This is a genomic window from Paenarthrobacter sp. 2TAF44 (assembly GCF_052114885.1).
GTDB lineage: Bacteria > Actinomycetota > Actinomycetes > Actinomycetales > Micrococcaceae > Arthrobacter.
This window is the reverse complement of sequence record NZ_JBFRFP010000003.1, coordinates 21,058-41,356: the sequence shown is the minus strand read 5'-3', so window position 1 is coordinate 41,356 and position 20,299 is coordinate 21,058. Positions and strand designations below refer to the sequence as shown.

At 62.5% G+C, this 20,299-nt stretch carries 19 protein-coding genes; 12 read left to right on the top strand and 7 right to left on the bottom strand.

What is annotated here, in order from left to right; translation table 11 throughout:
• The first annotated feature begins 1 nt into the window (after position 1).
• Both AB4Z15_RS04315 and AB4Z15_RS04310 read left to right on the top strand, forming a co-directional pair.
• Positions 2-1,150: a thiolase family protein gene (locus tag AB4Z15_RS04315; protein ID WP_442016229.1), complete on the top strand. Its 1,149-nt coding sequence runs from the start codon at positions 2-4 to the stop codon at positions 1,148-1,150.
• Positions 1,147-2,370: a CaiB/BaiF CoA transferase family protein gene (locus tag AB4Z15_RS04310; protein WP_442016228.1), complete on the top strand. Its 1,224-nt coding sequence runs from the start codon at positions 1,147-1,149 to the stop codon at positions 2,368-2,370. The genes AB4Z15_RS04315 and AB4Z15_RS04310 overlap by 4 nt, the downstream gene beginning before the upstream one ends.
• Positions 2,371-2,388: 18 nt before the next feature.
• On the opposite strand, the gene AB4Z15_RS04305 is transcribed toward AB4Z15_RS04310, so the two are convergent.
• The 6 genes from AB4Z15_RS04305 to AB4Z15_RS04280 all read right to left on the bottom strand — a co-directional run bounded on the left by AB4Z15_RS04305 (position 2,389) and on the right by AB4Z15_RS04280 (position 9,823).
• A complete protein-coding gene (locus AB4Z15_RS04305) occupies positions 2,389-4,548 on the bottom strand; it encodes an amylo-alpha-1,6-glucosidase (protein WP_442016227.1) in 2,160 nt (719 codons plus the stop codon).
• 174 nt (positions 4,549-4,722) lie between these two features.
• A complete protein-coding gene (locus AB4Z15_RS04300; protein ID WP_442016226.1) occupies positions 4,723-5,883 on the bottom strand; it encodes a P-loop NTPase in 1,161 nt (386 codons plus the stop codon).
• A 16-nt stretch (positions 5,884-5,899) separates the two neighbouring features.
• On the bottom strand, positions 5,900-7,240 hold the full coding sequence (locus AB4Z15_RS04295) for an FAD-dependent oxidoreductase (protein WP_442016225.1): 1,341 nt from the start codon (positions 7,238-7,240) through the stop codon (positions 5,900-5,902).
• Between the two features lie 2 nt (positions 7,241-7,242).
• Positions 7,243-7,566 (bottom strand): ferredoxin, encoded by a 324-nt coding sequence (gene fdxA, locus AB4Z15_RS04290; protein WP_442016224.1) that lies wholly within the window; start codon positions 7,564-7,566, stop codon positions 7,243-7,245.
• A gap of 36 nt (positions 7,567-7,602) precedes the next feature.
• The gene (locus AB4Z15_RS04285) at positions 7,603-8,832 is read right to left on the bottom strand and encodes an NAD(P)/FAD-dependent oxidoreductase (protein ID WP_442016223.1); all 1,230 of its coding nucleotides are present in this window, start codon (positions 8,830-8,832) and stop codon (positions 7,603-7,605) included.
• A 157-nt stretch (positions 8,833-8,989) separates the two neighbouring features.
• Positions 8,990-9,823 carry an IclR family transcriptional regulator gene (locus tag AB4Z15_RS04280; protein WP_442016222.1) on the bottom strand — a complete coding sequence of 278 codons (834 nt, stop codon included), beginning with the start codon at positions 9,821-9,823 and terminating at the stop codon, positions 8,990-8,992.
• A gap of 239 nt (positions 9,824-10,062) precedes the next feature.
• Here AB4Z15_RS04280 and AB4Z15_RS04275 point away from each other — a divergent pair, with 239 nt between their 5' ends.
• From AB4Z15_RS04275 to AB4Z15_RS04260, 4 genes are read left to right on the top strand one after another with little or no spacing between them, the layout of a single operon-like run.
• A complete protein-coding gene (locus tag AB4Z15_RS04275) occupies positions 10,063-10,818 on the top strand; it encodes an SDR family oxidoreductase (protein ID WP_442016221.1) in 756 nt (251 codons plus the stop codon).
• 16 nt (positions 10,819-10,834) lie between these two features.
• On the top strand, positions 10,835-11,458 hold the full coding sequence (locus tag AB4Z15_RS04270; protein WP_442016220.1) for a carboxymuconolactone decarboxylase family protein: 624 nt from the start codon (positions 10,835-10,837) through the stop codon (positions 11,456-11,458).
• Entirely contained in the window at positions 11,455-11,943 is a 489-nt protein-coding gene (locus tag AB4Z15_RS04265) for an HtaA domain-containing protein (protein ID WP_442016219.1), read from the top strand. The genes AB4Z15_RS04270 and AB4Z15_RS04265 overlap by 4 nt, the downstream gene beginning before the upstream one ends.
• Before the next feature lie 2 nt (positions 11,944-11,945).
• Positions 11,946-12,623, top strand: a complete 678-nt coding sequence (locus AB4Z15_RS04260; RefSeq protein ID WP_442016218.1) for a TetR family transcriptional regulator — start codon at positions 11,946-11,948, stop codon at positions 12,621-12,623.
• Positions 12,624-12,671: 48 nt separating this feature from the next.
• Here AB4Z15_RS04260 and AB4Z15_RS04255 read toward each other — a convergent pair whose 3' ends face one another.
• Positions 12,672-13,613, bottom strand: a complete 942-nt coding sequence (locus tag AB4Z15_RS04255) for an SDR family NAD(P)-dependent oxidoreductase (protein ID WP_442016217.1) — start codon at positions 13,611-13,613, stop codon at positions 12,672-12,674.
• A gap of 175 nt (positions 13,614-13,788) precedes the next feature.
• On the opposite strand from AB4Z15_RS04255, the gene AB4Z15_RS04250 reads away from it, so the two are divergent.
• The 6 genes from AB4Z15_RS04250 to AB4Z15_RS04225 all read left to right on the top strand — a co-directional run bounded on the left by AB4Z15_RS04250 (position 13,789) and on the right by AB4Z15_RS04225 (position 20,237).
• A complete protein-coding gene (locus AB4Z15_RS04250; RefSeq protein ID WP_442016216.1) occupies positions 13,789-15,432 on the top strand; it encodes a flavin-containing monooxygenase in 1,644 nt (547 codons plus the stop codon).
• A 29-nt stretch (positions 15,433-15,461) separates the two neighbouring features.
• Complete coding sequence (locus AB4Z15_RS04245; protein WP_442016215.1) at positions 15,462-15,797, top strand: hypothetical protein; 336 nt, start codon at positions 15,462-15,464, stop codon at positions 15,795-15,797.
• A gap of 104 nt (positions 15,798-15,901) precedes the next feature.
• The gene (locus AB4Z15_RS04240; protein WP_442016214.1) at positions 15,902-16,708 is read left to right on the top strand and encodes an SDR family NAD(P)-dependent oxidoreductase; all 807 of its coding nucleotides are present in this window, start codon (positions 15,902-15,904) and stop codon (positions 16,706-16,708) included.
• A 114-nt stretch (positions 16,709-16,822) separates the two neighbouring features.
• Positions 16,823-17,647: an SDR family NAD(P)-dependent oxidoreductase gene (locus tag AB4Z15_RS04235; protein WP_442016213.1), complete on the top strand. Its 825-nt coding sequence runs from the start codon at positions 16,823-16,825 to the stop codon at positions 17,645-17,647.
• Positions 17,648-17,789: 142 nt separating this feature from the next.
• The gene (locus tag AB4Z15_RS04230) at positions 17,790-19,277 is read left to right on the top strand and encodes an MFS transporter (RefSeq protein ID WP_442016212.1); all 1,488 of its coding nucleotides are present in this window, start codon (positions 17,790-17,792) and stop codon (positions 19,275-19,277) included.
• Between the two features lie 105 nt (positions 19,278-19,382).
• Positions 19,383-20,237 (top strand): IclR family transcriptional regulator, encoded by an 855-nt coding sequence (locus tag AB4Z15_RS04225; protein WP_442016211.1) that lies wholly within the window; start codon positions 19,383-19,385, stop codon positions 20,235-20,237.
• Positions 20,238-20,299 lie beyond the last annotated feature (62 nt).

The window sequence follows — 20,299 nt, the reverse complement described above, 5'->3', positions numbered from 1 at the left end:
CATGGGTGACAACGTATTTGTGATTTCGGCGGCGATGATCCCGTTCGGGAAGTACCGCACGTCGTCGTACGTCGGCCTCGCGGTCTCCCCACTCATCGATGCGATCCGGAACGCCGGAATTGAAAAGTCGGACGTCGACGCCGTTTATGTCGGCCACTCCTACGGTGGCATGATGACCGGGCAGCGCATCTGCAAAGAGATCGGGCTCGGCACTGTCCCGACAGTCAACGTCGACAATGCCTGCTCCAGCGGCGCCACTGCCGTGCATGAAGCCTGGCAAGCCATCTCGCAGGGCCTCATCGATGTCGCCGTCGTCATCGGCGTCGAGAAACTGACACAGTTCGGCGGCGGTACGCTTCCTCTTTCTCCAGAGGATCGCGAAGTTAAACAGGGCATCATCATGCCTGCGGTCTACGCCATGCGCGCCACCCGCTACCTGCACGACACTGAGGCGACACCTGAGGACCTCGCGCTGGTGAGCGTAAAAGCCCGCAAACACGGCGCACTGAACCCCTTCGCGCAGTTCCGCAAGGAGATCACGGTCGAAGAGGTACTCAACGCGCGCCCCATTGCGGACCCGCTAACACTGCCCATGTGCTGCCCCACAGGTGACGGTGCCGCCGTCGTCATTCTTGCCTCCGAACGCGCACGCAAGCGGTTCGAGTCCAAACCCGCCATCCGCGTGGCCGCCTCAGTGCTGCATTCCGGCCACGTGGCCGAAGGCTTCCGAGACATGACCAAGCCCGAAATTACGTACGACTCCGCCCGCGATGCGTATGCGTTGGCCGGCATCGGGCCCAAGGACCTCGACATGATCGAACTGCACGATGCCTTCTCGATTGCTGAACTTATCTACTATGAGGCCCTCGGCCTCGCCGAGCCTGGACACGCGGTCGACCTTCTTCGCGATGGCAAGACCACCTTCGGCGGCGACGTCGTGGTGAACCCCAGTGGTGGCCTGCTGGCAAAGGGCCATCCCGTTGGCGCCAGCGGTGTAGCGCAAATCGCCGAGGCATTCTGGCAGCTCACCGATCAGGCGGGTGCACGGCAGATCGATGACGCCCGCTGGGCGATGACCCACGTCACAGGTGGCGGCACCGCCGGTCTCGACCACGGCGCCTGCACCATACACATCTTCGAGGCGGCATGACCGGGATCCAGCGCCCACCATTGGAAGGGATTCGTGTCCTCGATCTCACGACCTTCCTCTCAGGCCCTTCGGCAACGCAACTGCTTGGGGACCTCGGCGCAGACGTCATCAAGGTTGAATCGCTCAGTGGCGATTCAAGCCGCGCCATCGCGGGTCCCGAGATCGACGACGTGAGCGCCTACTACCTGGCGAACAACCGCAACAAGCGCAGCGTCGCGATCGATCTTAAGGCTCCTCGAGGTATCGAGATCATGAGGCGCCTGATCGCGGGCGCTGACGTGGTCATCGAGAACTTCCGCCCCGGAGTGACCGCCCGGCTGGGTTTGGAACCCTCGGCCATTGTCGAAGCCCAGCCCTCGCTCATCTGGGCGTCCATCAGCGGCTTCGGCCAAGAGGGTCCGCTACGCGACCGACCGGCATACGACATGGTGGTGCAGGCACTTAGCGGGGTTATGAGCCTCACCGGCCACGCGAACGCTCCGGCCGCGCGACTCGGAATCCCCGCCGGTGACGTTGTGGCCGGACTGTACTCCGTGATCGGCATCCTGGCTGCCCTTCGAGCGCGGGATGAGACGGGTCGAGGTCGCATTATCGATGTCTCCATGCTGCGAGGCCAGCTGGCGATGCTGTCCTACCAAGCCCTGTATACCTCCATTAACAACACCGCACCGCAGCCGCAGGGTGCGGGCCACGACTCCATCGCCACGTACCGCTCATTCCGCGGAGGCGATGGCCGTGAGTTCGTGGTCACGGCCAATACCCCTCGCATGTGGGAAGGCCTGTGCCAGGTGCTCGGGGTCAACGAACTGGTCAGCGATGGTCGCTTCATCGACGCCGCAAGCCGGCTGCAGAACAAAGAAGCCCTGTGGGAGATCCTTGAAGGGCGCTTCGCCGAGAGGCCAGCGGCGGAATGGGTGAAGCTTTTGGCAGACGCATCGGTGCCCGTCGCGCCGGTGAAGAACGTGCTCGAGGCCCTGGAGGACGCGCGCGAGGCCCAGGATGGTTCACTGCTTACCCTAAGGAAAGGCGCCACGTCGTTCGAGAATGTCGCAACACCGATCCGCTTTGTGGACACGGTCGACGTCGAACCGGTCTACCCGCCGGCTCTCGGGGCGGACACGCTGGGCATCCTCACTGGTGAGCTTGGGATGTCGAGTGCAGAAGTTGCCGAGTTGCTGGCCGACGGCGTGATTCGTGCGGCGGAGAGAGACAACCCGTGAATCCCAAGGGTCCCGGTGCTAAGTGTCCAGGGGCGGCTTGGCTTCTTCCATGAGTTCGGCCAGCCACGGACGGCGCCCTTGATGGAAAGTCATCCCTTCGGGCAGACCACGGACAGATGCCGTTGAACCGGCAACGTCGATGGTGATCCGGCCCCCAGCCAAGGGGGCATTGGTGATGTGCAGGTCGCCGAAGGACTCCGGGAATACGGGATCCATCCACAAGCTACCGCGGGAAACATGGGCGTCATACCGCATCAGACTCGTGACCAGCCGGATTGGGGTGGTGGCCGCCCAGGCCTGCGGTGAGCAGGCGGTGGGGTACGGAACCGGCTTGGCCACCACCTCGTCCCGGGTAAAGCCGCAGAACAACTCCGGTAGCCGGCCGTCCGAAAACTCGGCCGCCTCGAGCAGTGCCGTGGCGATCCGCTGCGCCTCGGCGACGAAGCCGTAACGCACCAAGCCAGCCGCGATGATCGCATTATCATGCGGCCACACCGAGCCGTTGTGGTAACTGGCGGGGTTGTATGCGCCCATATCGGTGGCCAGCGTTCGCACCCCCCAGCCGCTGAACATTTCCGGGGACATCAGGCGCTCAGCCACGAGCGGTGCCTTGTCGTCATCGACTATGCCGGGCCATAGGCAGTGGCCCATGTTGGACGCACAGGCATCCACTTGGCGTTTCTTACCATCCAGGGCGATGGCGTAGTAACCGCGCTCAGGCATCCAGAACTGCTCGTTGAACTGCTTCTTCAATCGCGCGGCGCGATCAATGAGCCGGGCCGCCAGAGTCGCGTCGCCTGCTTCACTCGCCATCCATGCGCGCGCTATATACGCGGCATAGACGTAAGCCTGGACCTCGCACAGTGCGATCGGGCCCTCCGCCATCGTGCCGTCCGCGAAGTTGATCCCGTCCCAGGAGTCTTTCCAGCCCTGATTGATCAGCCCGTGATCGTTGAGACGTTCATACTCGACGAACCCGTCGCCGTCCTTGTCACCGTAATCCTGGATCCACTCCAGCGCTCGGTCGGCGTGGGGCAGCAGTGCCGAAATGGTTTCCGCTGCGAATCCCCAGCGGCTAACAGAGGCAAGCACAATCACGAACAGCGGAGTGGCGTCCACACTGCCGTAGTAGATGGATTTGCCACCCAAAGATAGCCCGCTGGAGACATCGAGCCTGACTTCGTGCAGGATCTTGCCCGGTTCCTCCTCGCTTATCGGATCCACTTCGGTGCCCTGGCGGTCAGCCAGTGTCTGCAAGGTGCCCAGCGCCAAGGACGGGTCCACGGGCAACGACATTTCCGAAGCCCACAACGAGTCACGGCCGAACAGCGTCATAAACCACGGCGCCCCCGCAGCCACTACGACGCGCTCCGGATAGTTCGGGTCTTCGATGCGAAGGGCGCCCAAGTCGTCGTAACTTCGCTGCAAAGTCCGTTCGATGGATCGGTTTCCCATCTTTACCACAGGAATTTTGGCCACCCATTCTTGGTGGCGCCGGTCCCGCGGGGACAGTCCGTTCCCGTCATGATGCACGAATGGCGTCGCGGGGCCAGCGCCCTCGATAACGGGGACTACGGTCAGGATCGCGCTCCAAAGGCCATGCGGGGCGATGGATATGCGATACTCAAGGCCGTCGTGCCCTACATTGGCCCCCGGGGCCCGGACAAGAATGGCCTTCCGGACGTCTTGCCAAATAGCCTGGATGATCAAGGAATCACCGTCAGCTTGCCGTGTTTCGTCCCAGCGGCGCTGGATCCGGGCCTCCTTAACCTCGAAGAGGTCGGCGAAATCCGCTTCAGTCCTCACGGAGATAAGGCATTCAGCAGCTTGCGCTGAGTAGTTCCGAACAGTGACTTGTTCCTGGATGCCGGCACCCACTTCGCGTAGGCGCTCCACAATCAGCGTGCTGTCCGCATATCCATCTGTTCGGGGAACGCGGCTCACAAATTGCGCACGGTAGGGTTCCTTGGTCTCCGCCGCCAGCGGCTCAAGCGGCTGGCCGTTGACGGTGAGACTCCAGCCAGACAGAATGCGCGTGTCCTGAAAGAAGACACCGTGGGGTAATTCGGGATGCATGTTTCCGTTTGGCAGGGAGATGCAGAAGGAGGATCCCTCAACCAAGGTGACAGTCCCGGCTCCCAGCGGTCCGGCCGCCGTATCAGCATTCCATCCAGCCATTCCTGCCCCTGCAGCGAATTAACCCGACAAGCGGTTGCCGGATATGAGTGCCGGTCCCAAGGTTCGTCGTTGAACATGACACTACGCCGTGTCTTCTCCACCCGCCATAAAGCCCTTTCAGCCAGGAGGTCCCATGAATAGGCTGCGGAACAGTTAAACCCCTTTCGATCTCAACTAAGCAGTGACCGGAGAGAGCGGGAGCCTGCGTCCGGACAGTCCGCGCGGGCTCACAACCAGCCTTTCGGCGAGATCAGTGAACGCCCGGGCCGCGGGATCTTCGGGGTCGGCTGCGGCTACAGGCACTCCGGTATCACCGCCGGCGCGCAGCCCATTGCTGAAGGGGATTGAGGCGAGCAGAGGCACGTTACCGCCAAGGGCGGAGAGCCTCGCCGCGACTGCCGCCCCGCCGCCAACACCGAACGGCTCAAAGGCGCTGCCGTCGGCGAACCGCATGGGCGACATTGTTTCGACCACCCCGATGACGCGCTGGTCGAACTCGCGTGCCAGCATGCCGCTCCGGACCGCAACACCAGAGGCCGCTGGCTGCGGCGTCGTAACGACGAGCACTTCCGCGTGTGGCAGGATCTGCCCCAGGGAGATTGCGATGTCGCCGGTTCCGGGTGGCAAGTCGATCAGGAGCACGTCGAGGTCCCCAAAGTAGACATCGGTGAGAAACTGCTCGAGCGTGCGGTGCAGCATGGGACCCCGCCATGACACAGCAGTGTCCTCGGCACCCTCCGGGAGGAACATGCCGATCGATACGGCCTTGATACCGTGCGCAACAGGCGGCAGTACAAGATTGTCTATGCGGGTGGGCCTGATGATCTTGCCTTGATTGTCGAAGAGTCCAAGGAGTCCCGGGACTGAGAATCCGTGTACGTCGGCGTCGATGATCCCGACGCTCAGCCCCCGCGCAGCCATGGCCGCGGCGAGATTCGTGGTGACGGTGGACTTACCCACGCCGCCCTTGCCGCTGGATACCGCGATAACGCGCGTGAGCGATTCTGCGGTGAAAGGCATACTTGATTGGCCCCGTCCCTCCCGCAGCTTGGCCGTGAGAGCATTGCGCTCCTCCGCGGTCATGACACCGACGTTGATGACCACCTCTTTGACGCCGCCGACGGCGGTGGCCGCCGCCCGCACGTCCCGCTCAATGCGGGCAGCGGCGGGGCACGTCGAGATGGTCAGCACGATGCCGACGACGGCGACACCGCCCGTGACCTCGACGCCCTTAATCATGCCGAGTTCAGCCAAGGGGCGACGCAATTCGGGATCGCTCACCCGCCCCACGGCCTCGCGCACCGCAGCGGCGAGGCCTGAAGAGAAGCTATCCATATCTTGCGTTGCTCCCTCAGTCGACCCCAACCCCGACGCCTGCGGCGCGGAGCATCTCGGCGCGGTCGTGCAGCTTGACGCGTTCGCGACCCACCGCCTCACCCGCCGCGAACTCGGCCTGCTCGAGAGACTGCCATGCGGTCCAATCGACAACGTCCACGCCGCGCGAGCGCAACAGCTCGTCGACGACGGCAGCTGGGGTCGCCGTGGATGTCCAGCCCGGTGCGGCGACGTCTGCGAGGATCGAGGTCACAGTCTCGGACGCGCAGCGGCGGTTCGTGCCAACGACACCCGAGGGGCCTCGCTTGATCCAGCCGGCTACATACACGCCTGGCAATACATTCCGGCCGTCGGCGACGCGCGAGTCGAGGTGCGCAATGGTGCCGGACTTCTCGTCAAAGGGCAGGCCGTCGATCGCTGCGCCCCGATATCCGACCGAGCGGAGGACGAGGTCGGTTTCCAGGATTTCCGTGATGTTGGGGTCGCTGGTCTTTGCCAGGCGGATGGCCAACGCGGATTCCTCGCCGATCAGTTCGACGGGTGTGCAGTCGAAAAGGAAGCGGATGGCTGTGTTACGCCCGAGAACGCCGCGTTCGGCTGCCTTCGCGAACGTGGCGAGCAACCGCCTTGCTGCCGGGTCGGCGTCGGCGTGTGCCTGTTGCTGGGCGTCGAGCTCGAGGTCGGCGGGATCGATGACGACGTCGCAGCTATCGACCTCCAGCAGCTCGATGAACTCCTTGTTCGTGAACTTCGCGAACGCGGGGCCACGGCGGCCGATCACCACGATCTCGCGGTATGTGCTCGCTGCGAAGGCGTCAACGATGTGCTCGGGCACGTCTGTAGCCCGGAGTGCTTCTGGGGTGTGGGCAAGCATGCGTGCTGCGTCGAGTGCGACATTGCCCATGCCAATGATGACCGCACGCTTTCCGTTGAGGGCGAAGGCATCGGTCTTGGTGTCGGGGTGGCCTTGGTACCACGACACGAATTCGCGGACCCCGTGCACACCAGCCAGGTCCTCGCCCTGGATGCCGAGGTTCCGGTCAACCTGCGCCCCGCTCGCGAACACTACGGCGTCGTAATTCGCGCGGAGCTCATCGAGCGTAATATCTGTGCCCACCTGCACGTTGCCGAGGAAGCGTATACCCGGGGTCTCGTCGAACACTTCGGCGAACGAGGTGGTTATCGACTTGACGCGGGGGTGGTCGGGTGCGACACCGTAGCGAACCAGGCCGAACGGTGCCGGCAGGCGCTCGAAGACGTCCACCTCAACCGGCGACCCGGACTCTTCGGTCAGCAGTTGGGCGCAATAGGCCCCCGACGGGCCGGAACCGACGACGGCGACGCGCAGGGCAGTCATGTTCAGGCTCCTGTTCGCGGCGGAAGAGCGGCAATAACGTCGACGTCATAGTCGATCTTGCCGGCCTTCCGGCCGCTCTTCGGCGTCTCTACCTCTTCGAAGAAGCGCTCGTTGATTCCTAGGTAGTCCTCCTTGTCGGCCGGAAGTTCGGCCTCGTAGAACACGGCATCCACGGGACAGGCCGTCATGCAGGCCCCGCAGTCAATGCAGAGGTCGGGGTTGATGTAGGTCATCCGTCCCCCCTCGAAGATGCAGTCGGCAGGGCACTCCTGCATGCAGCTCTTGTCCTGAATGTCGACGCAGGCGTCAGCAATCACATAGACCATGGTTCGTTTCCTCTCTACACACTGACAGCGCGGCCGTCAGGCCAGCTGCCCAAGTTTTTCGACGATTGTCTCTGCGGACTCCCCGCTGGCGAAGAGCCTGCGGGCCAGGTTGAGCCCGCGTGGCCAGTTCACGGTGACCGCACCACAGACGTCTCCATTCGCGTCGCTGTGAATCACCGCGGTTTTCCCTCCTTTGGCGAGGTCGCCGACGATAGTGGAGCTGCCCCCGGGGTGACGCCAGCCGATGGTGTGGACCTTCCAGTCGTACTGGTGCGACCACACGTAATCCGTGGAGTCATAGGGCTCATCGACCCCTTGGGTGATGGCGGTGGCAACATAACGCGCCTGGTCGCTGGCATTGGTCCAGTGCTCGGCACGAACCTGCACGCCGCGGCCGGGGTGGGGCCAGCGCGCCACGTCGCCGATCGCATAGACGTCATCGACTCCTACGGCGCGGAGGAAGCCGTCCGTTACTACGCCGTTGTCGAGCGTGAGACCGGAACTCGCGAGCCATTCGGTCGATGCGATCGAGCCGATGCCTACTACCGCCGTCGAGGTCTCAAGGCGAGTGCCGTCGTCGAGGATGACTGTAAGTTCACCGTCCTTGCCCTGGATGTCGGCGACGCCGACGCCGAACCGGGTTTGGGCCCCGTGCCGGTGATGCAGTTCGACGAGGCTGCGGGCGATCTCAGGACCGACGATACGCGCCATCGGCTCGGAAACGGGGTCCACCACTGTGACGTCGCAGCCAAAGCCGACCGCGGCCGCAGCGATCTCTGTGCCGATGAAACCGCCGCCGACCACGACGACGGGCTCGCCGAGCTTCAAGCGGGCGGCAATGGCTCGCGAGTCTTCAAGCGTTCTGAGTTGATAAACACCGGTCCCGGGGCGCCAAGGCGAAGGCCTGGCGGCTGCACCTGTCGCGATGACAACGAGGTCGTAGCTGATGATTGTGCCATCGGCCAGAATTACGCTGCGTTTGGCGACGTCCAGCCCGGCTGCGGCGACACCCAGCTCGAGCTCGATGCCGGCACCTTCGAGGCTGGCTTTGGTGGCCAGGCGAAACGACTCGACAGACTCATCGGACCAATCGGACGTGAGCAGGTCTTTCGACAGGGGCGGGCGGTCGTACGGCAACTCGGACTCGGCCCCGATCAGCGTGATGCGGCCGGTGTGGCCAAGATTGCGCAGGCCCTCGGCCGCGCGTGTTCCGGCCAAGGACGCGCCCACAATGACTACGTGGCGGTCGGCGCTTGCTTGGGTCATCGTTGATCCTCGGTGTAGTCAGGGATCGCGAGGGGGTTTGGATTGGCCTCGCGATACTTCTCGTACGTTAGCTTTTCGTTGAATCGAACAGTTGATTCTTTCAACGCAACAGGATCAGTATGAGCTTAGCTCCGAACCCATGTCAAGGACGCCTTGACTACTTCCGCGCGATGCCGGTGCGTGGATCCCGAGCGCCAGTGAGGTAGTCGGTGATCTGGCGCGCGGACTGCTTGACCAGGCCCGCGAGCGACGACGTATGCGCGGCGTTGAAGCGCGCCTCGGGAAGGGAGATCCCCGCCGAACCGACCACAGTGCCCGATGGCCCGAAGACCGGCGAAGCGATTGCGATGGCCCCCTCAATACGCTCACCGTGGGTAATCGCGTACCCGTCACTCCTGATAATGGCCAGCCTGTCGAGGAGGCTCTCCGACCGAACCAGTGTGCGATCGGTGGCCGGGTGCAGCCTGCCATGCGCAACGCTGGCTTGGATCTGCGCCGGCAGAAACGCGAGGATCGCCAAACCGCTCGCACCGGCGTGGAGCGGGAGTTGCTGGCGCAGGGGCAGTGTGTAGCGCAGGGGGTGCGACGACTCCACCACGAGCGCAAACATCATCTTCAGCCGCTGCTCGCCAAAGACGGCGAAGAATGATGACTCGCCACTCTGCTCCGTGAGCTCCTGCAGAGTATCCCTCGACACCTCCTGGATCGGATACCGTTCCGTCGTCGTCCACGCAAGACGCAGGTATTCAAGACCCAGCCGATACGAACCATTGGCCGTGCGGCTGACAAGCCCCAGCTTTTCAAGATCTGCGATGAGGCGATGCGCGGTGCTTGGACTTACCTCAAGACGGCCCGCCAATTCCCGCACTCCGTGGACATCGTGGTCACTGTCAGTCATGAGCGTGAGCAATTCAATGCCGCGGGCCAAAGGGTGCCTGCGGCGTAGCCCGTCGACGGCCTCTCGATCGCTGTTTCCTGCCGCACTACCCATCGCTCACCATCCCGTTTTATGGCCACTTGCAGTGGCTTGACATCCATCTTCGGGACATGCGATTCTAAAATCTCCCGAGAACGGAACGTCTGTTCAGTTGTAGAAAACAGTAGCGCATGCGGAGCATCACAGGAAGGCGTGGCGGCACGCCCGCCTCGCCTCAGCAGTCCGCCAGGCAAGGAATAGGGACAAACCATGACCACAAAGAAAAGCACGCGCTTCATCCGCAAGGAGATCCAATGAGCGGGGCAGGGCGCGTCGCAGTCATCTCAGGAGGAGCGGCAGGCATTGGTCTGTCGATCGCAGAGAGGCTTGCGAAGGACGGCTTCGCGGTCGCTATCCTCACGCGCACCGAGGGTGCGGCCGAGAAGGCCGCTGCCGGGATCGAAGAGACGGGGGGCATCGCCCGCGGATACCAGGCCGACGTGAGCGACCGTGAACAAGTAGACGCTGCACTTGCCGCTATCCGGGCCGATCTCGGCCCACTGTCGGTGATCGTGGCCAACGCAGCCGTTGCGCCGCAGCAGCCATTCCTTGACATGACGCTTGAGCAGTGGAACCAGACCCTGCATATCAACCTCACGGGTACCTTCAACCTCGTGCAATCCGGCATGCCGGACCTGCTCGAGGCAGGCAAAGGCCGTGTCGTGCTGATTTCGTCGTCGAGCGCCCAGCGCGGTGCACCGCGAATGGCGCACTACGCCGCATCCAAGGGCGGTCAGCTGGCGTTGACCAAAGCGTTGGCAGTGGAATTTGCCAAGTCCGGAGTGACGGTTAATACGGTGGTTCCGTCGTCGATCGACACCCCGAGCGTGGAGAGGAAGCGGGCAGCCGGCACCATGCCATCAGTCGCTGACATGGCGAAATACATCCCTGTGGGCCGCATGGGTACCGGCGCGGACATCGCCGCCGCTGTCTCTTACTTGGCCTCCGATGACGCCTCGTACGTGACTGGCCAGACCATCAGCGTCAATGGCGGATCTTTCATCGCATGAAAACAGGAGGACAGAGATGACACAGCTAACCCAACCCCGAATTTCCCCCCGCCCAACCGAAGACTGGGATGCCGAGGTTGATAACGCATTGAGCGTGCTCGCCACGCACGGCGCCGGTGGCCAAGCCGCCCCGCAGCTCACCCCCGACACCAGGCCGAAATCGAACATCCTCGGTATCTATGCGTGGCATCCTGAGCTGATGCGCGGGTGGATGCCGTACTCGAACCACCTTCGGAACTCGAGCCTTGGCGACCGTATTCGAGAGATCACCATCATTCGCACTACTTGGCTTGGCTACGGCGAGTACGAGTGGGCGCAGCACGTGCGCATGAGCAGGGCCGCGGGCTGCCTCACGGACGATGAAATCGCCGCGTTGGCCGAGGGACCCGATGCGGCCCTGTGGTCCGAGGATGACTCCGTGCTCGTACGTGCGATCGACGAGATGTGCCGCGACAAGAACGTGAGCGACGAGACCTGGCGGGCGCTCGAAGAGCGGTTCAACCGCCAGCAACTGATCGATCTGTTGTTCACAGTGGGTACCTACGATTTCCACTGCATGGTGTTCCGGACCATGGGCCTCGAACTCGAGGCCGGCATGGAGGGCTTCCCTGACAGCCACTCCCCCGAGCTGGGCAAATGACGGAATTGCACGACGCCGTGAATCGCGGATTGCTCACATGGGCGGTCCGCGATTCATTGCTGCGCTATGTCACCGTCATTGCCCGCGGCTCGTACACGGTGGAGGGTGGCGCCGCCGTCACCACGGACGGCGCCATCACGTTCCCGCTGCGCCGCGCGGCGCAAAAGGAAGGGCAATGGCGCCTGTCTTTCGCAGGTTCCGTGCGATTTGAGGCGCATCACGGTTTCCTCGACGTCCTCATCGCCGATCCCGAACTTGTCGCCGGACCCGAGGGCGGAGTTCTGTCCGCCCGCACCGATGTTGACGGCACCACCACCCTCATTGCTGCGACCGGCACGGAAGAGCCTGAGCACAACGACGTGGACCTGACCTGGACGATGAACGATGTCCATCTCTTGGAAAGCGGTGTCGAACTGTTCGGCGGCGTTTACCCCGCGGGGACCGACATGGCTCCGCTCAAGGTTCGCGTCTCACTAGACTCATAGGCATGTCTCAAACTTCAGTTGCCTCCAGGTCATCCGGCGAGCGGAAAAATGTACGGGGACAGGCAACACGCCAACGGATCATCACAGAGGCAGAGCGGCTTTTCGCACAACACGGCATCTCGGCGGTGCCACTGCGTGACATCGGCAAAGCCGCCGGCCAGCGCAACCACGCAGCCGTGCAATACCACTTCGGCGAGCGCGACGAAATCGTGAAGGCGATTATGGAATACCGCGGCGGGGAGAGTGAAGTAAGCCGTACCGAAATGGTCGCCGGCCTCATGTTGAGCGAAACAACTCCCACCGTATCCGACGTGGTCAGCGCCTTCGTGCGCCCGCTCGCAATTCACTTCCAGCCGGACAACCACTACCTCCCCTTCCTCTCCCTCTACATCACCGAAGAAGGGGGCTATGAAGGGCTCGTTGGGGTGCGTGTCGGCGCCGCGGTTGTCACGTTGCGCACTCTGCTCGGCAAGCTCGTCCCCGGGATTCCGGAATCGGTCCTGGACGAGCGATGGTGGGTTACGTTGACCAGCGCTGTACATGCGCTGGCTCGATACCATACCGCCCAGCGCAAACGGGAACACCTTCCGGCAGGGATCGAAGCACTCATCTCCGACCTCATTACCTTCCTGAGTGCAGGGCTTTCAGCGCCGCTCGCGGAGCGTGACTCCGATACATAGAAATCGGGGCCAGCATGGAAATGCCGGCCCCGATTTTGGTGTTTAAACTCAGGCCAGGTGCGCCATAAACTTTGAGCCCCAATCGTAGGTGCCCGTAGGTATGTAGTAGCCATCCCGGTCGTTGATCTCGTCCCAGTGGGACACGACGTCTTCGATGGTGGGAACTCCGTCGCTTTCGTCGAGCCAGCCCGGCGTGAACCCCATGAACCAGCGGGCGAAACGCTTGGCGCCGGCAACGAGGATCTCGCCGTTCACCTCGCACGACTCGTGGGCGAGGTAGGCCACCATTGGCGAGACGAGGTCGGTCTGCATCGCCTGGAGGCGGGCTGAATCCGCTTCATTGGCGGTGACGATATTCGGTTTGTCGGCCGAAAGGCTCGGTCTGGTCACCGAGTTCGGTGCGACGCAGTTGACGAGGATACCCTTCGGGGCTGCTGCCAAAGCCAGGCTGCGGGTGAAACCTATGAGGGCCCCCTTCGCGGTGGCATAGGCAAGGTTGTCCGGCAGACCCAGCATTCCGGTTGATGTTGTGGTGATGACCCGCCCATAGCCTTGCTCCTCCATGTAGGGCCAGGCTGCCCGGGTCGTGTGCCAGGTGCCGCGCAGATGCACGTCGAGCGTGAGCTCAAGGTTTGTGGCGTCAGCTTCCGGGAAGGTCGCCCAGCGCGAGATACCCGCGTTGTTCACGACGATGTCGATGCGGCCGAACTCACGGATCGCGGTCTCGACGAGCGCATGGCAACCTGCTTCACTGCCTACGTCGTTCGTGTCGGCTACGGCGATGCCACCCGCCGCGACGATTTCCGCTGCGGTCTCGTTCGCGGGCCCGGCGTCGTTGCCTTCGCCCTCCTTCGACCCTCCGAGGTCATTCACGACGACCCTGGCACCGCGCTCGGCGAGCAGCAGGGCGTGGGCGCGGCCAAGGCCGCGGCCAGCTCCTGTAACTATGGCAACACGTCCGTCGAATCGTAGGTCAGGGGTGGCGTTCATGGTTCTCCTTTGAAGTATGAGTCAACAAATTTCATCACGCCCGCTCAAATATGGCAATGGCAACTTTGTCTAAACTTACGCGAATTTAGAGCCTCCATTGCATTAATTGAGCACCAATGCTTGAATTACATCCTGCGGAGGCCATGGTGGCGCCGCCCGAGTAGGAGTGAAGTCAATGGCAGAACAGACCAGCAGCGACATCGACGTCGAAGTACTTGTAATCGGGGCTGGCGTCGTGGGCATCTACGCGCTGCAGCGTGCGCTTGAGGCCGGGTTCTCGGCCCGGACGCTGGAAGCGGGTGACGGCGTCGGCGGCGTCTGGTACTGGAACCGCTACCCGTCCGCGCGCTTCGATTCCGAGAGCTACACGTACGGATACATCCATTCCAAAGAGCTCTTCGAGAAGTGGCGCTGGGAGGAAGAGTTCGCCACCCAGCCCGAAATCGAGCGCTACCTCAACTTCGTGGTGGACCATTTCGACCTCCGCGGGCACATCCGGACCGGCCAGAGGGTCGTATCGGCACTGTGGAGCGAGGCAGAGACCACATGGACGGTGACCACTGAGAAGGGCGAAACTGTCCGGGCACGCTGGGTCATCTCGGCGACCGGCGGCCTCTCCGTGCCGAACTACCCAGACTTGAAGGGCCTTGAGGACTTCAGGGGCCAGGCCTACCACACCGGCGCGTGGCCGCATACGCCGGTCGATTTCACGGGCAAGCGCGTCGCCATCATCGGCAACGGACCGAGCGGAGCCCAGATTCTTCCCGCGATCGTCGACTTGGTTGAGACCGTGGACCTCTATCAGCGCACGCCAACCTGGACCACCCCACTGAACAACGGGGTCATCAGCGACGAGCGCACCACGTGGCTCCGCAAGAACTTCGACGGGATCGCCGCGAAACTCGGGTCCGCGGCAAACCCAACCGGCTTCCTGCACGAGCCCGCCGGCAAGTTCTCCACCGCCGACTCATTCGAAGAACGGCAGGCCTTCTACGAGAAGATCTGGAACAGCCCGGGCTTCGCCAAGCTAACTTCCAACTACTACGACATGACTACCAACCGCGACGTCAACCTCGAATTCTGCGACTTCCTCGCCAACAAGGTCCGCAGCATCGTCAAGGATCCAGTTACGGCCGAAAGGCTGATCCCGAAGGACCATCTGTTTGGCGCGAAGCGCCCTCCGTTCGTCACCAACTACTACGAGTCATTCAACAATCCGGCGGCCTCGCTGATCGCGCTCAGGGAGACGCCGATCGCGCGGATCGACACGACGGGTATCGAAACGACCGAGGGACACCGCGAGTATGACATCATCGTCTTCGCAACAGGCTTCGACTTCGGCACCGGTGCGCTCACACGCATGGGCATCAAGGGCCTCGACGGCCTGGACCTCAGCACGGACTGGGAAGAGGGGCCCACGGACTTCGGCGGGTTCAGCGCCCACCAGCTGCCAAACTTCTTCTTCCCCGGCGGGCCGCACGGCGCCGGCGGAGGCAACTACCCGCGGTACTCGCAGGATCAGATCGACTGGATCATCGGCACGCTTATCCACGCACGCGGACACGGCTATGAACGCTTCGAACCGACCGCCGAACAGCAGGAAACGTGGATGACCATGATCGAGACACTGGCGCCCAAATCCATCTTCTCGGCAGAGCACAGCCACTACTACGGCGCGAACGTCGAGGGCAAAGTGCGAAAGTTCCTGCTCAACCCGGGAGGTCGCGCCAAGCTGCACGAAATCCTGGGTGAGATGACCGCAACCGGGGACTACAACGGTGCGCTGTCGACCATACGCGAAAGCATCAGCGCTAGCTGACGACCGTTCCGCCCGAAATGGAGACTGAAATGACTGAAGAACTGCTGCCCCCGCGCGAGATGTTACTGGCGCTCGTTAATCCCGTGGAAGAACGGGACGACGTGTTCCGCACATGGTACTGGGACACACACATACCTCAGGTGCTTGAACTTCCCGGTTTTATCGCCGCACAGCGCTACCGCACAGCCTCCGAAGAGCCCGCTTCGGTTTCCCACCAGTACGCAACGATCTACGAAGTTGAGGGGTCGGCCTCCTCCGCCCGGGACCTGCTCTTCGGGGCTGGTCTCGGCATGAGCCCGGACCTCGATCTCAGCAGCATGGTTTTCGTGCCCTTCGTAGCTGAAGGAAACCCCATCCTCCCCTAGGACCTGCGGCATGGTCTGCGTCTCGAAGACTTCACTGAGAAAGCAGACAGCCACTCGCGTTCATGGACGAACCGCATCACAGATCTGAATCACAGGAGAGAACCATGGTTACTTCAAAGCAGCAGTTAGCCCGACCGGCCGAGCGGGCTGGCCAGGGCGGGGCGGTAAGGCGAGTCGCGGTCGTCAGCGGAGGAGCATCCGGCATCGGCCGCGAAGTTTCCACGCGACTGGCTGATGAGGGTTACGCCGTCGCAGTCCTGGATGTGGACGGCGAGGGCGCCAAGCTCGTGGCCAAGGAGCTATCCGCGGCTGGAGCCCGGGCCCTGGGCTACCAGGTTGACGTTAGCGATCGAGCCCAAGTCGACAATGCCATCGAGAACATCCGGGATGAACTCGGCGCCATAGGAGTGTTGATCTGCAGTGCGGCCGTCGCCGTCCAGGAGCCTTTTGCCGATATCACCGCAGAATCCTGGAACCGCATTCTAGCCATAAACCTGACCGGAACGTTCAACTGCATCCAGTCCGTCATCAAAGACATGGTGGATGCCAAATGGGGCAGGGTGGTCCTGATCTCTTCCATGGCCGCCCAGGTCGGAGCCCCCACCATGGCGTCCTATTCCGCGTCGAAGGGCGGCGTGATCGCATTGACGAAGACCTTGGCTCTCGAATACGCGTCCTCAGGCCTCACCGTCAACACCATCGCGCCCTCTGCCATCGACACGCCGAGCGTTCGCAAGAAGCAGGCGGCAGGGAAACTTCCCCCCAGCGATGTCCTGGGGCAAAGCCTTCCCGTCGGGCGCATCGGCACGGGCACGGACATCGCAGCTTCCTGCGCCTTTCTCTGCTCGGACGAGGCCTCATTCATCACGGGGCAAACGATGGGTGTCAACGGTGGCGCATTCACCGGGTAATGAACCACATCCGGCCCGCCGTTGGAGCAGCACCTGTCGCTGGCCCAAATAACAGTTCGGGCCGTAACAGAACTCGCGTTCCCGAACAGACAACAGCACAGAAAGGTCGACGATATGACCAGTTTCAAGCCAGGCGATGTGGCCGTAGTAACTGCGGCGGGAAGCGGAATTGGGAGATCGCTCGCGCTGTCGTTGGCTTCACGCGGGCTCAAGCTCGCGATTGCCGACATCGACTCCGACGGATTGGAGGCAACCCGCAATGACCTGAAAGCACTGGGTACTGAAATCCTCGCCGTCCCCACCGACGTAACCGATGCCGAATCGGTCGAGAGCCTGGCACGGGCAACACTTGAGCACTTCGGAACATTTGACCTCGTATGCAACAACGTCGGGGCAGCCAATGATCAGCGCCCGTCATGGGAGATCGGCGCGGAGGCTTGGCAAAGGCTCCTTTCCCTGAACCTATGGAGTGTCATCCATGGGATCCGGGCATTCGTGCCCCACTTGGTCGAAAAGAAGCATGGCCATGTGCTGAACACTGCCTCCATGTCGGGACTGTCCATCGTTCCAGGCATTGCCGATTACGTCGTCACCAAACATGCGGTTGTCGCACTCACGGAAACGCTGCGTGCGGAATTGGAGGCATCAGCGCCGGGTGTCAGCGCAACCGTCCTCTGCCCAGGTATTGTCCGCACCCCCATGAGCGCGGCACTTGCAACCGCTGGAATTAAGAATGCCGGGGGGTCCTCAGCAAAAAGTTCCATTCCATCCGTTACGGCCATCGACCCATTGGATGTAGCAGAAGCCGCACTAGCGGCCATGGAGGCCAACTTTCTATACGCAGTTCCAGCCATCGAACCTTTAGTACGGATCCGGCCCTCGGTGGATCGCCTGCTCAAGGAAGTATCCAACCAGCCTCTTCGCCTAGTGGCGCGGTGACAGTCGCGCCGCAGCTCCTCGGCGAGCGAATCGCAGGCTCTTGACAGAGCACTTTGGCGGTGAAACCATGAGAAAGACCACACAACGAAACTGTCGTTTCGCTAAAACGAACACCCTCTCTAACAACGTAGTTAGGAATGAAATGTTGTCGACCGATCCCACACGGTCAATTGCGGTCAGGCCCTTCGCCTTGATCGTTGCGATCTTCATGGTCATCGAACTCACCCCGATATTCGAAGTGACCATGATGTACGTGGCCATCCCCACCCTGATGGCTACCTTCGATGCCGATGCATCAGCGATCTCCTGGGTGGTCACCATTTTCCTGCTCGTCGGCGCGGGCACTGCGGCTATCGCGGGGCGGCTCGGCGATATTTATGGCCGGAAGAAGGTCCTCATCATTCTGATGCTCATATCCGCTGCAGGTCCCATCATCAGCGTGATCATGGGCAACCTCGAGGGAGTGCTGATCGGTCGTGCGCTGCAGGGAACCAGCGCGGGTCTCTTTCCGCTGCTCATCGGCGTCGCCCGCGAGGTTGCGCCGCCTTCCCGAGTGTCGGTGCTCATCAGCCTGACATCGGGCATGGGCCTGATTGGCGGATCAATAGGAGGCGTCGCTGCCGGCATCCTTCTCGCCGCGGGCGGTTGGCGCAGCATGTTCATCGCCTCGGCCATCCTGGCGGTCGTGGCGATCCTTGTCGCACTTGCACTTCCCAGGTCCGTGGGCGCTGTGGCCGAACGCGGCCGAGTGGATGTGCTGGGCGGTGTCTTGATGGCCCCGGCAATTGCCGCAATCCTGTACGGATTCACAACGTCGCGCACTCAGGGCGCCACCCCGTTGGTCGTCGGCCTCATTGTTGTCGGCGCGCTGCTGTTCACGTTCTGGATCATCTGGGAACTGCGAATCAAGAAGCCGATGTTCAACCTGCGGCTGTTCCGCGAGCGTTCATTGGTTCTTGTTCTCATCGTGACCGCTTTTGTATCGCTCGGCATCCTTACGGCGCCCGGTCTCCTCACGCCCATCCTGCAGCAAAGCCCGGCGAATTTGCCTGTCGGGCTCGGCCTGACTCCGACCCAAGCCGGCCTGTATGGGCTGATCTCCGGGGCGATCGCATTCATCCTGTCACCCGTCGCAGGTCGGGTCGCCGGAAGGCTCGGGGGAAAGGTGATACTCGCTTCGGGTGCGGGCCTGGGAATCCTGGGCTACTCCGGTTTCTTCTTCTCGACCCATAATCTCCCGCTTGCGATCGTCGCAGTCGTGATTGGCTCGGTCGGAACAGTGTTCCTCACGATCAGCATTCCCATCGTCATCGTGGAGAACGTTTCCGCCCGCGACACCAGCGAAGCCGTCGGCCTGATCTTTACTGTGGGTCGGACCCTCTTCAGTGCGATCGGCACAGCGATCATCGGTGTCGTGTTGGCGTCGAGCACGGTACCCGGCACCACGGCACCGACTATTTCTTCATGGAACGCCGGCATCATTTTCATCGTCATCACGGGTGCAGCCGCATTGGCTGCCATCATAGCCATCAAGAAATCGATACCCATGAACCAGCGCGGCGCAGTCATCGAGGTGGTCGCCGAAACCGAACAACCAGCCCAAGAGGCGGAAGCGTCTGCCCATCCCTGACACACACGCGCCCAATGCTGCAATTCTTCATCCGAAGGCGTGTCCTGTTGAATAGACTCATCCAGAACGACTTCGCACTTCGTCGTCGGTGAGTCGGGAGGGTCAATGAGTACAAACGAAACGACTGCTGGTTCGGAGCAGTCGCCGGACAGGCAACGGCATCCGCTGGCGCGAGGGATCGAACTGCTGACCCTCATGGTCGACACCGGCGAGGACTCCTATGGCGTTCGCGAGCTGGCCTCCCTCATGGGTGTCAGCGCGAGTACGGCCCATCGGCTGCTCGGCGACCTGGAGAAGCTTGGGATGGTTGGCCGCACCCGCGACGGCGCATATCGGCTCGGACTCGAGTTCCTGCGGCTTGCCTGGGCCACGACTGCCCGTCTCCCGCTCGAGGAGGCGGCTACGGACATCCTCGGTCAGCTCACCGAGCGCACAGGCGAGTCTTCGTTCTTCGGCGTCTACAACGAACAGCGCCAGCAGATGATGTTCACCCACACAGTGGAATCCCCGCACCCCCTGCGCTACGTTTTGCCGATGCATACTTGGCTGCCTCTGCACGCAGGCGCCAGTGGGCTCGCGATACTCGCCTTCCTACCTGATGAGACCCGGCACGAGATCGTCCACGGCCCACTCCCTGCATTGACTGCACGCACCCGCGTCGACCCAGGCAAGCTCAGCGATCGACTCGATGAAATCCGCCGGGATGGCTATGCCATCTCGCACGGAGAGCGGATCGAGGGTGCGATCTCCGTCGCGGCCCCGGTGTTCGGGCTCTCGGGCACCATCGTCGTCGGTGATATCGGCATCACGATCCCCGAGAGTCGCTTCAATTTGGGCACCGAATCCGAGCTCGTGCGCCTCGTCAAAGACTCCGCTGCGGCCCTCACCGACCGTATCGCAAGCTCCCGGGTGGCCATTCGGCCCCAACCTAACAAGGTGCAGTCCAACGGCGTCGCCTAAGGTAGCGCATTGAGTCGCGCAGTGCCCGTGCGGACATGCACGACGGCGGGCTGCGGCTTCCG

Bases quoted from the DNA above. Each gene is read 5' to 3' on its own strand.
- AB4Z15_RS04260 (WP_442016218.1), top strand. From the start codon at position 11,946: ATGTCTCAAACTTCAGTTGCCTCCAGGTCATCCGGCGAGCGGAAAAAT.
- AB4Z15_RS04270 (WP_442016220.1), top strand. From the start codon at position 10,835: ATGACACAGCTAACCCAACCCCGAATTTCCCCCCGCCCAACCGAAGAC.
- AB4Z15_RS04235 (WP_442016213.1), top strand. From the start codon at position 16,823: ATGACCAGTTTCAAGCCAGGCGATGTGGCCGTAGTAACTGCGGCGGGA.
- AB4Z15_RS04275 (WP_442016221.1), top strand. From the start codon at position 10,063: ATGAGCGGGGCAGGGCGCGTCGCAGTCATCTCAGGAGGAGCGGCAGGC.
- AB4Z15_RS04315 (WP_442016229.1), top strand. From the start codon at position 2: ATGGGTGACAACGTATTTGTGATTTCGGCGGCGATGATCCCGTTCGGG.
- AB4Z15_RS04245 (WP_442016215.1), top strand. From the start codon at position 15,462: ATGACTGAAGAACTGCTGCCCCCGCGCGAGATGTTACTGGCGCTCGTT.
- fdxA (WP_442016224.1), bottom strand. From the start codon at position 7,566: ATGGTCTATGTGATTGCTGACGCCTGCGTCGACATTCAGGACAAGAGC.
- AB4Z15_RS04225 (WP_442016211.1), top strand. From the start codon at position 19,383: ATGAGTACAAACGAAACGACTGCTGGTTCGGAGCAGTCGCCGGACAGG.
- AB4Z15_RS04240 (WP_442016214.1), top strand. From the start codon at position 15,902: ATGGTTACTTCAAAGCAGCAGTTAGCCCGACCGGCCGAGCGGGCTGGC.
- AB4Z15_RS04230 (WP_442016212.1), top strand. From the start codon at position 17,790: ATGTTGTCGACCGATCCCACACGGTCAATTGCGGTCAGGCCCTTCGCC.
- AB4Z15_RS04300 (WP_442016226.1), bottom strand. From the start codon at position 5,883: ATGGATAGCTTCTCTTCAGGCCTCGCCGCTGCGGTGCGCGAGGCCGTG.
- AB4Z15_RS04255 (WP_442016217.1), bottom strand. From the start codon at position 13,613: ATGAACGCCACCCCTGACCTACGATTCGACGGACGTGTTGCCATAGTT.
- AB4Z15_RS04250 (WP_442016216.1), top strand. From the start codon at position 13,789: ATGGCAGAACAGACCAGCAGCGACATCGACGTCGAAGTACTTGTAATC.
- AB4Z15_RS04305 (WP_442016227.1), bottom strand. From the start codon at position 4,548: ATGGCTGGATGGAATGCTGATACGGCGGCCGGACCGCTGGGAGCCGGG.
- AB4Z15_RS04265 (WP_442016219.1), top strand. From the start codon at position 11,455: ATGACGGAATTGCACGACGCCGTGAATCGCGGATTGCTCACATGGGCG.
- AB4Z15_RS04310 (WP_442016228.1), top strand. From the start codon at position 1,147: ATGACCGGGATCCAGCGCCCACCATTGGAAGGGATTCGTGTCCTCGAT.
- AB4Z15_RS04280 (WP_442016222.1), bottom strand. From the start codon at position 9,823: ATGGGTAGTGCGGCAGGAAACAGCGATCGAGAGGCCGTCGACGGGCTA.
- AB4Z15_RS04295 (WP_442016225.1), bottom strand. From the start codon at position 7,240: ATGACTGCCCTGCGCGTCGCCGTCGTCGGTTCCGGCCCGTCGGGGGCC.
- AB4Z15_RS04285 (WP_442016223.1), bottom strand. From the start codon at position 8,832: ATGACCCAAGCAAGCGCCGACCGCCACGTAGTCATTGTGGGCGCGTCC.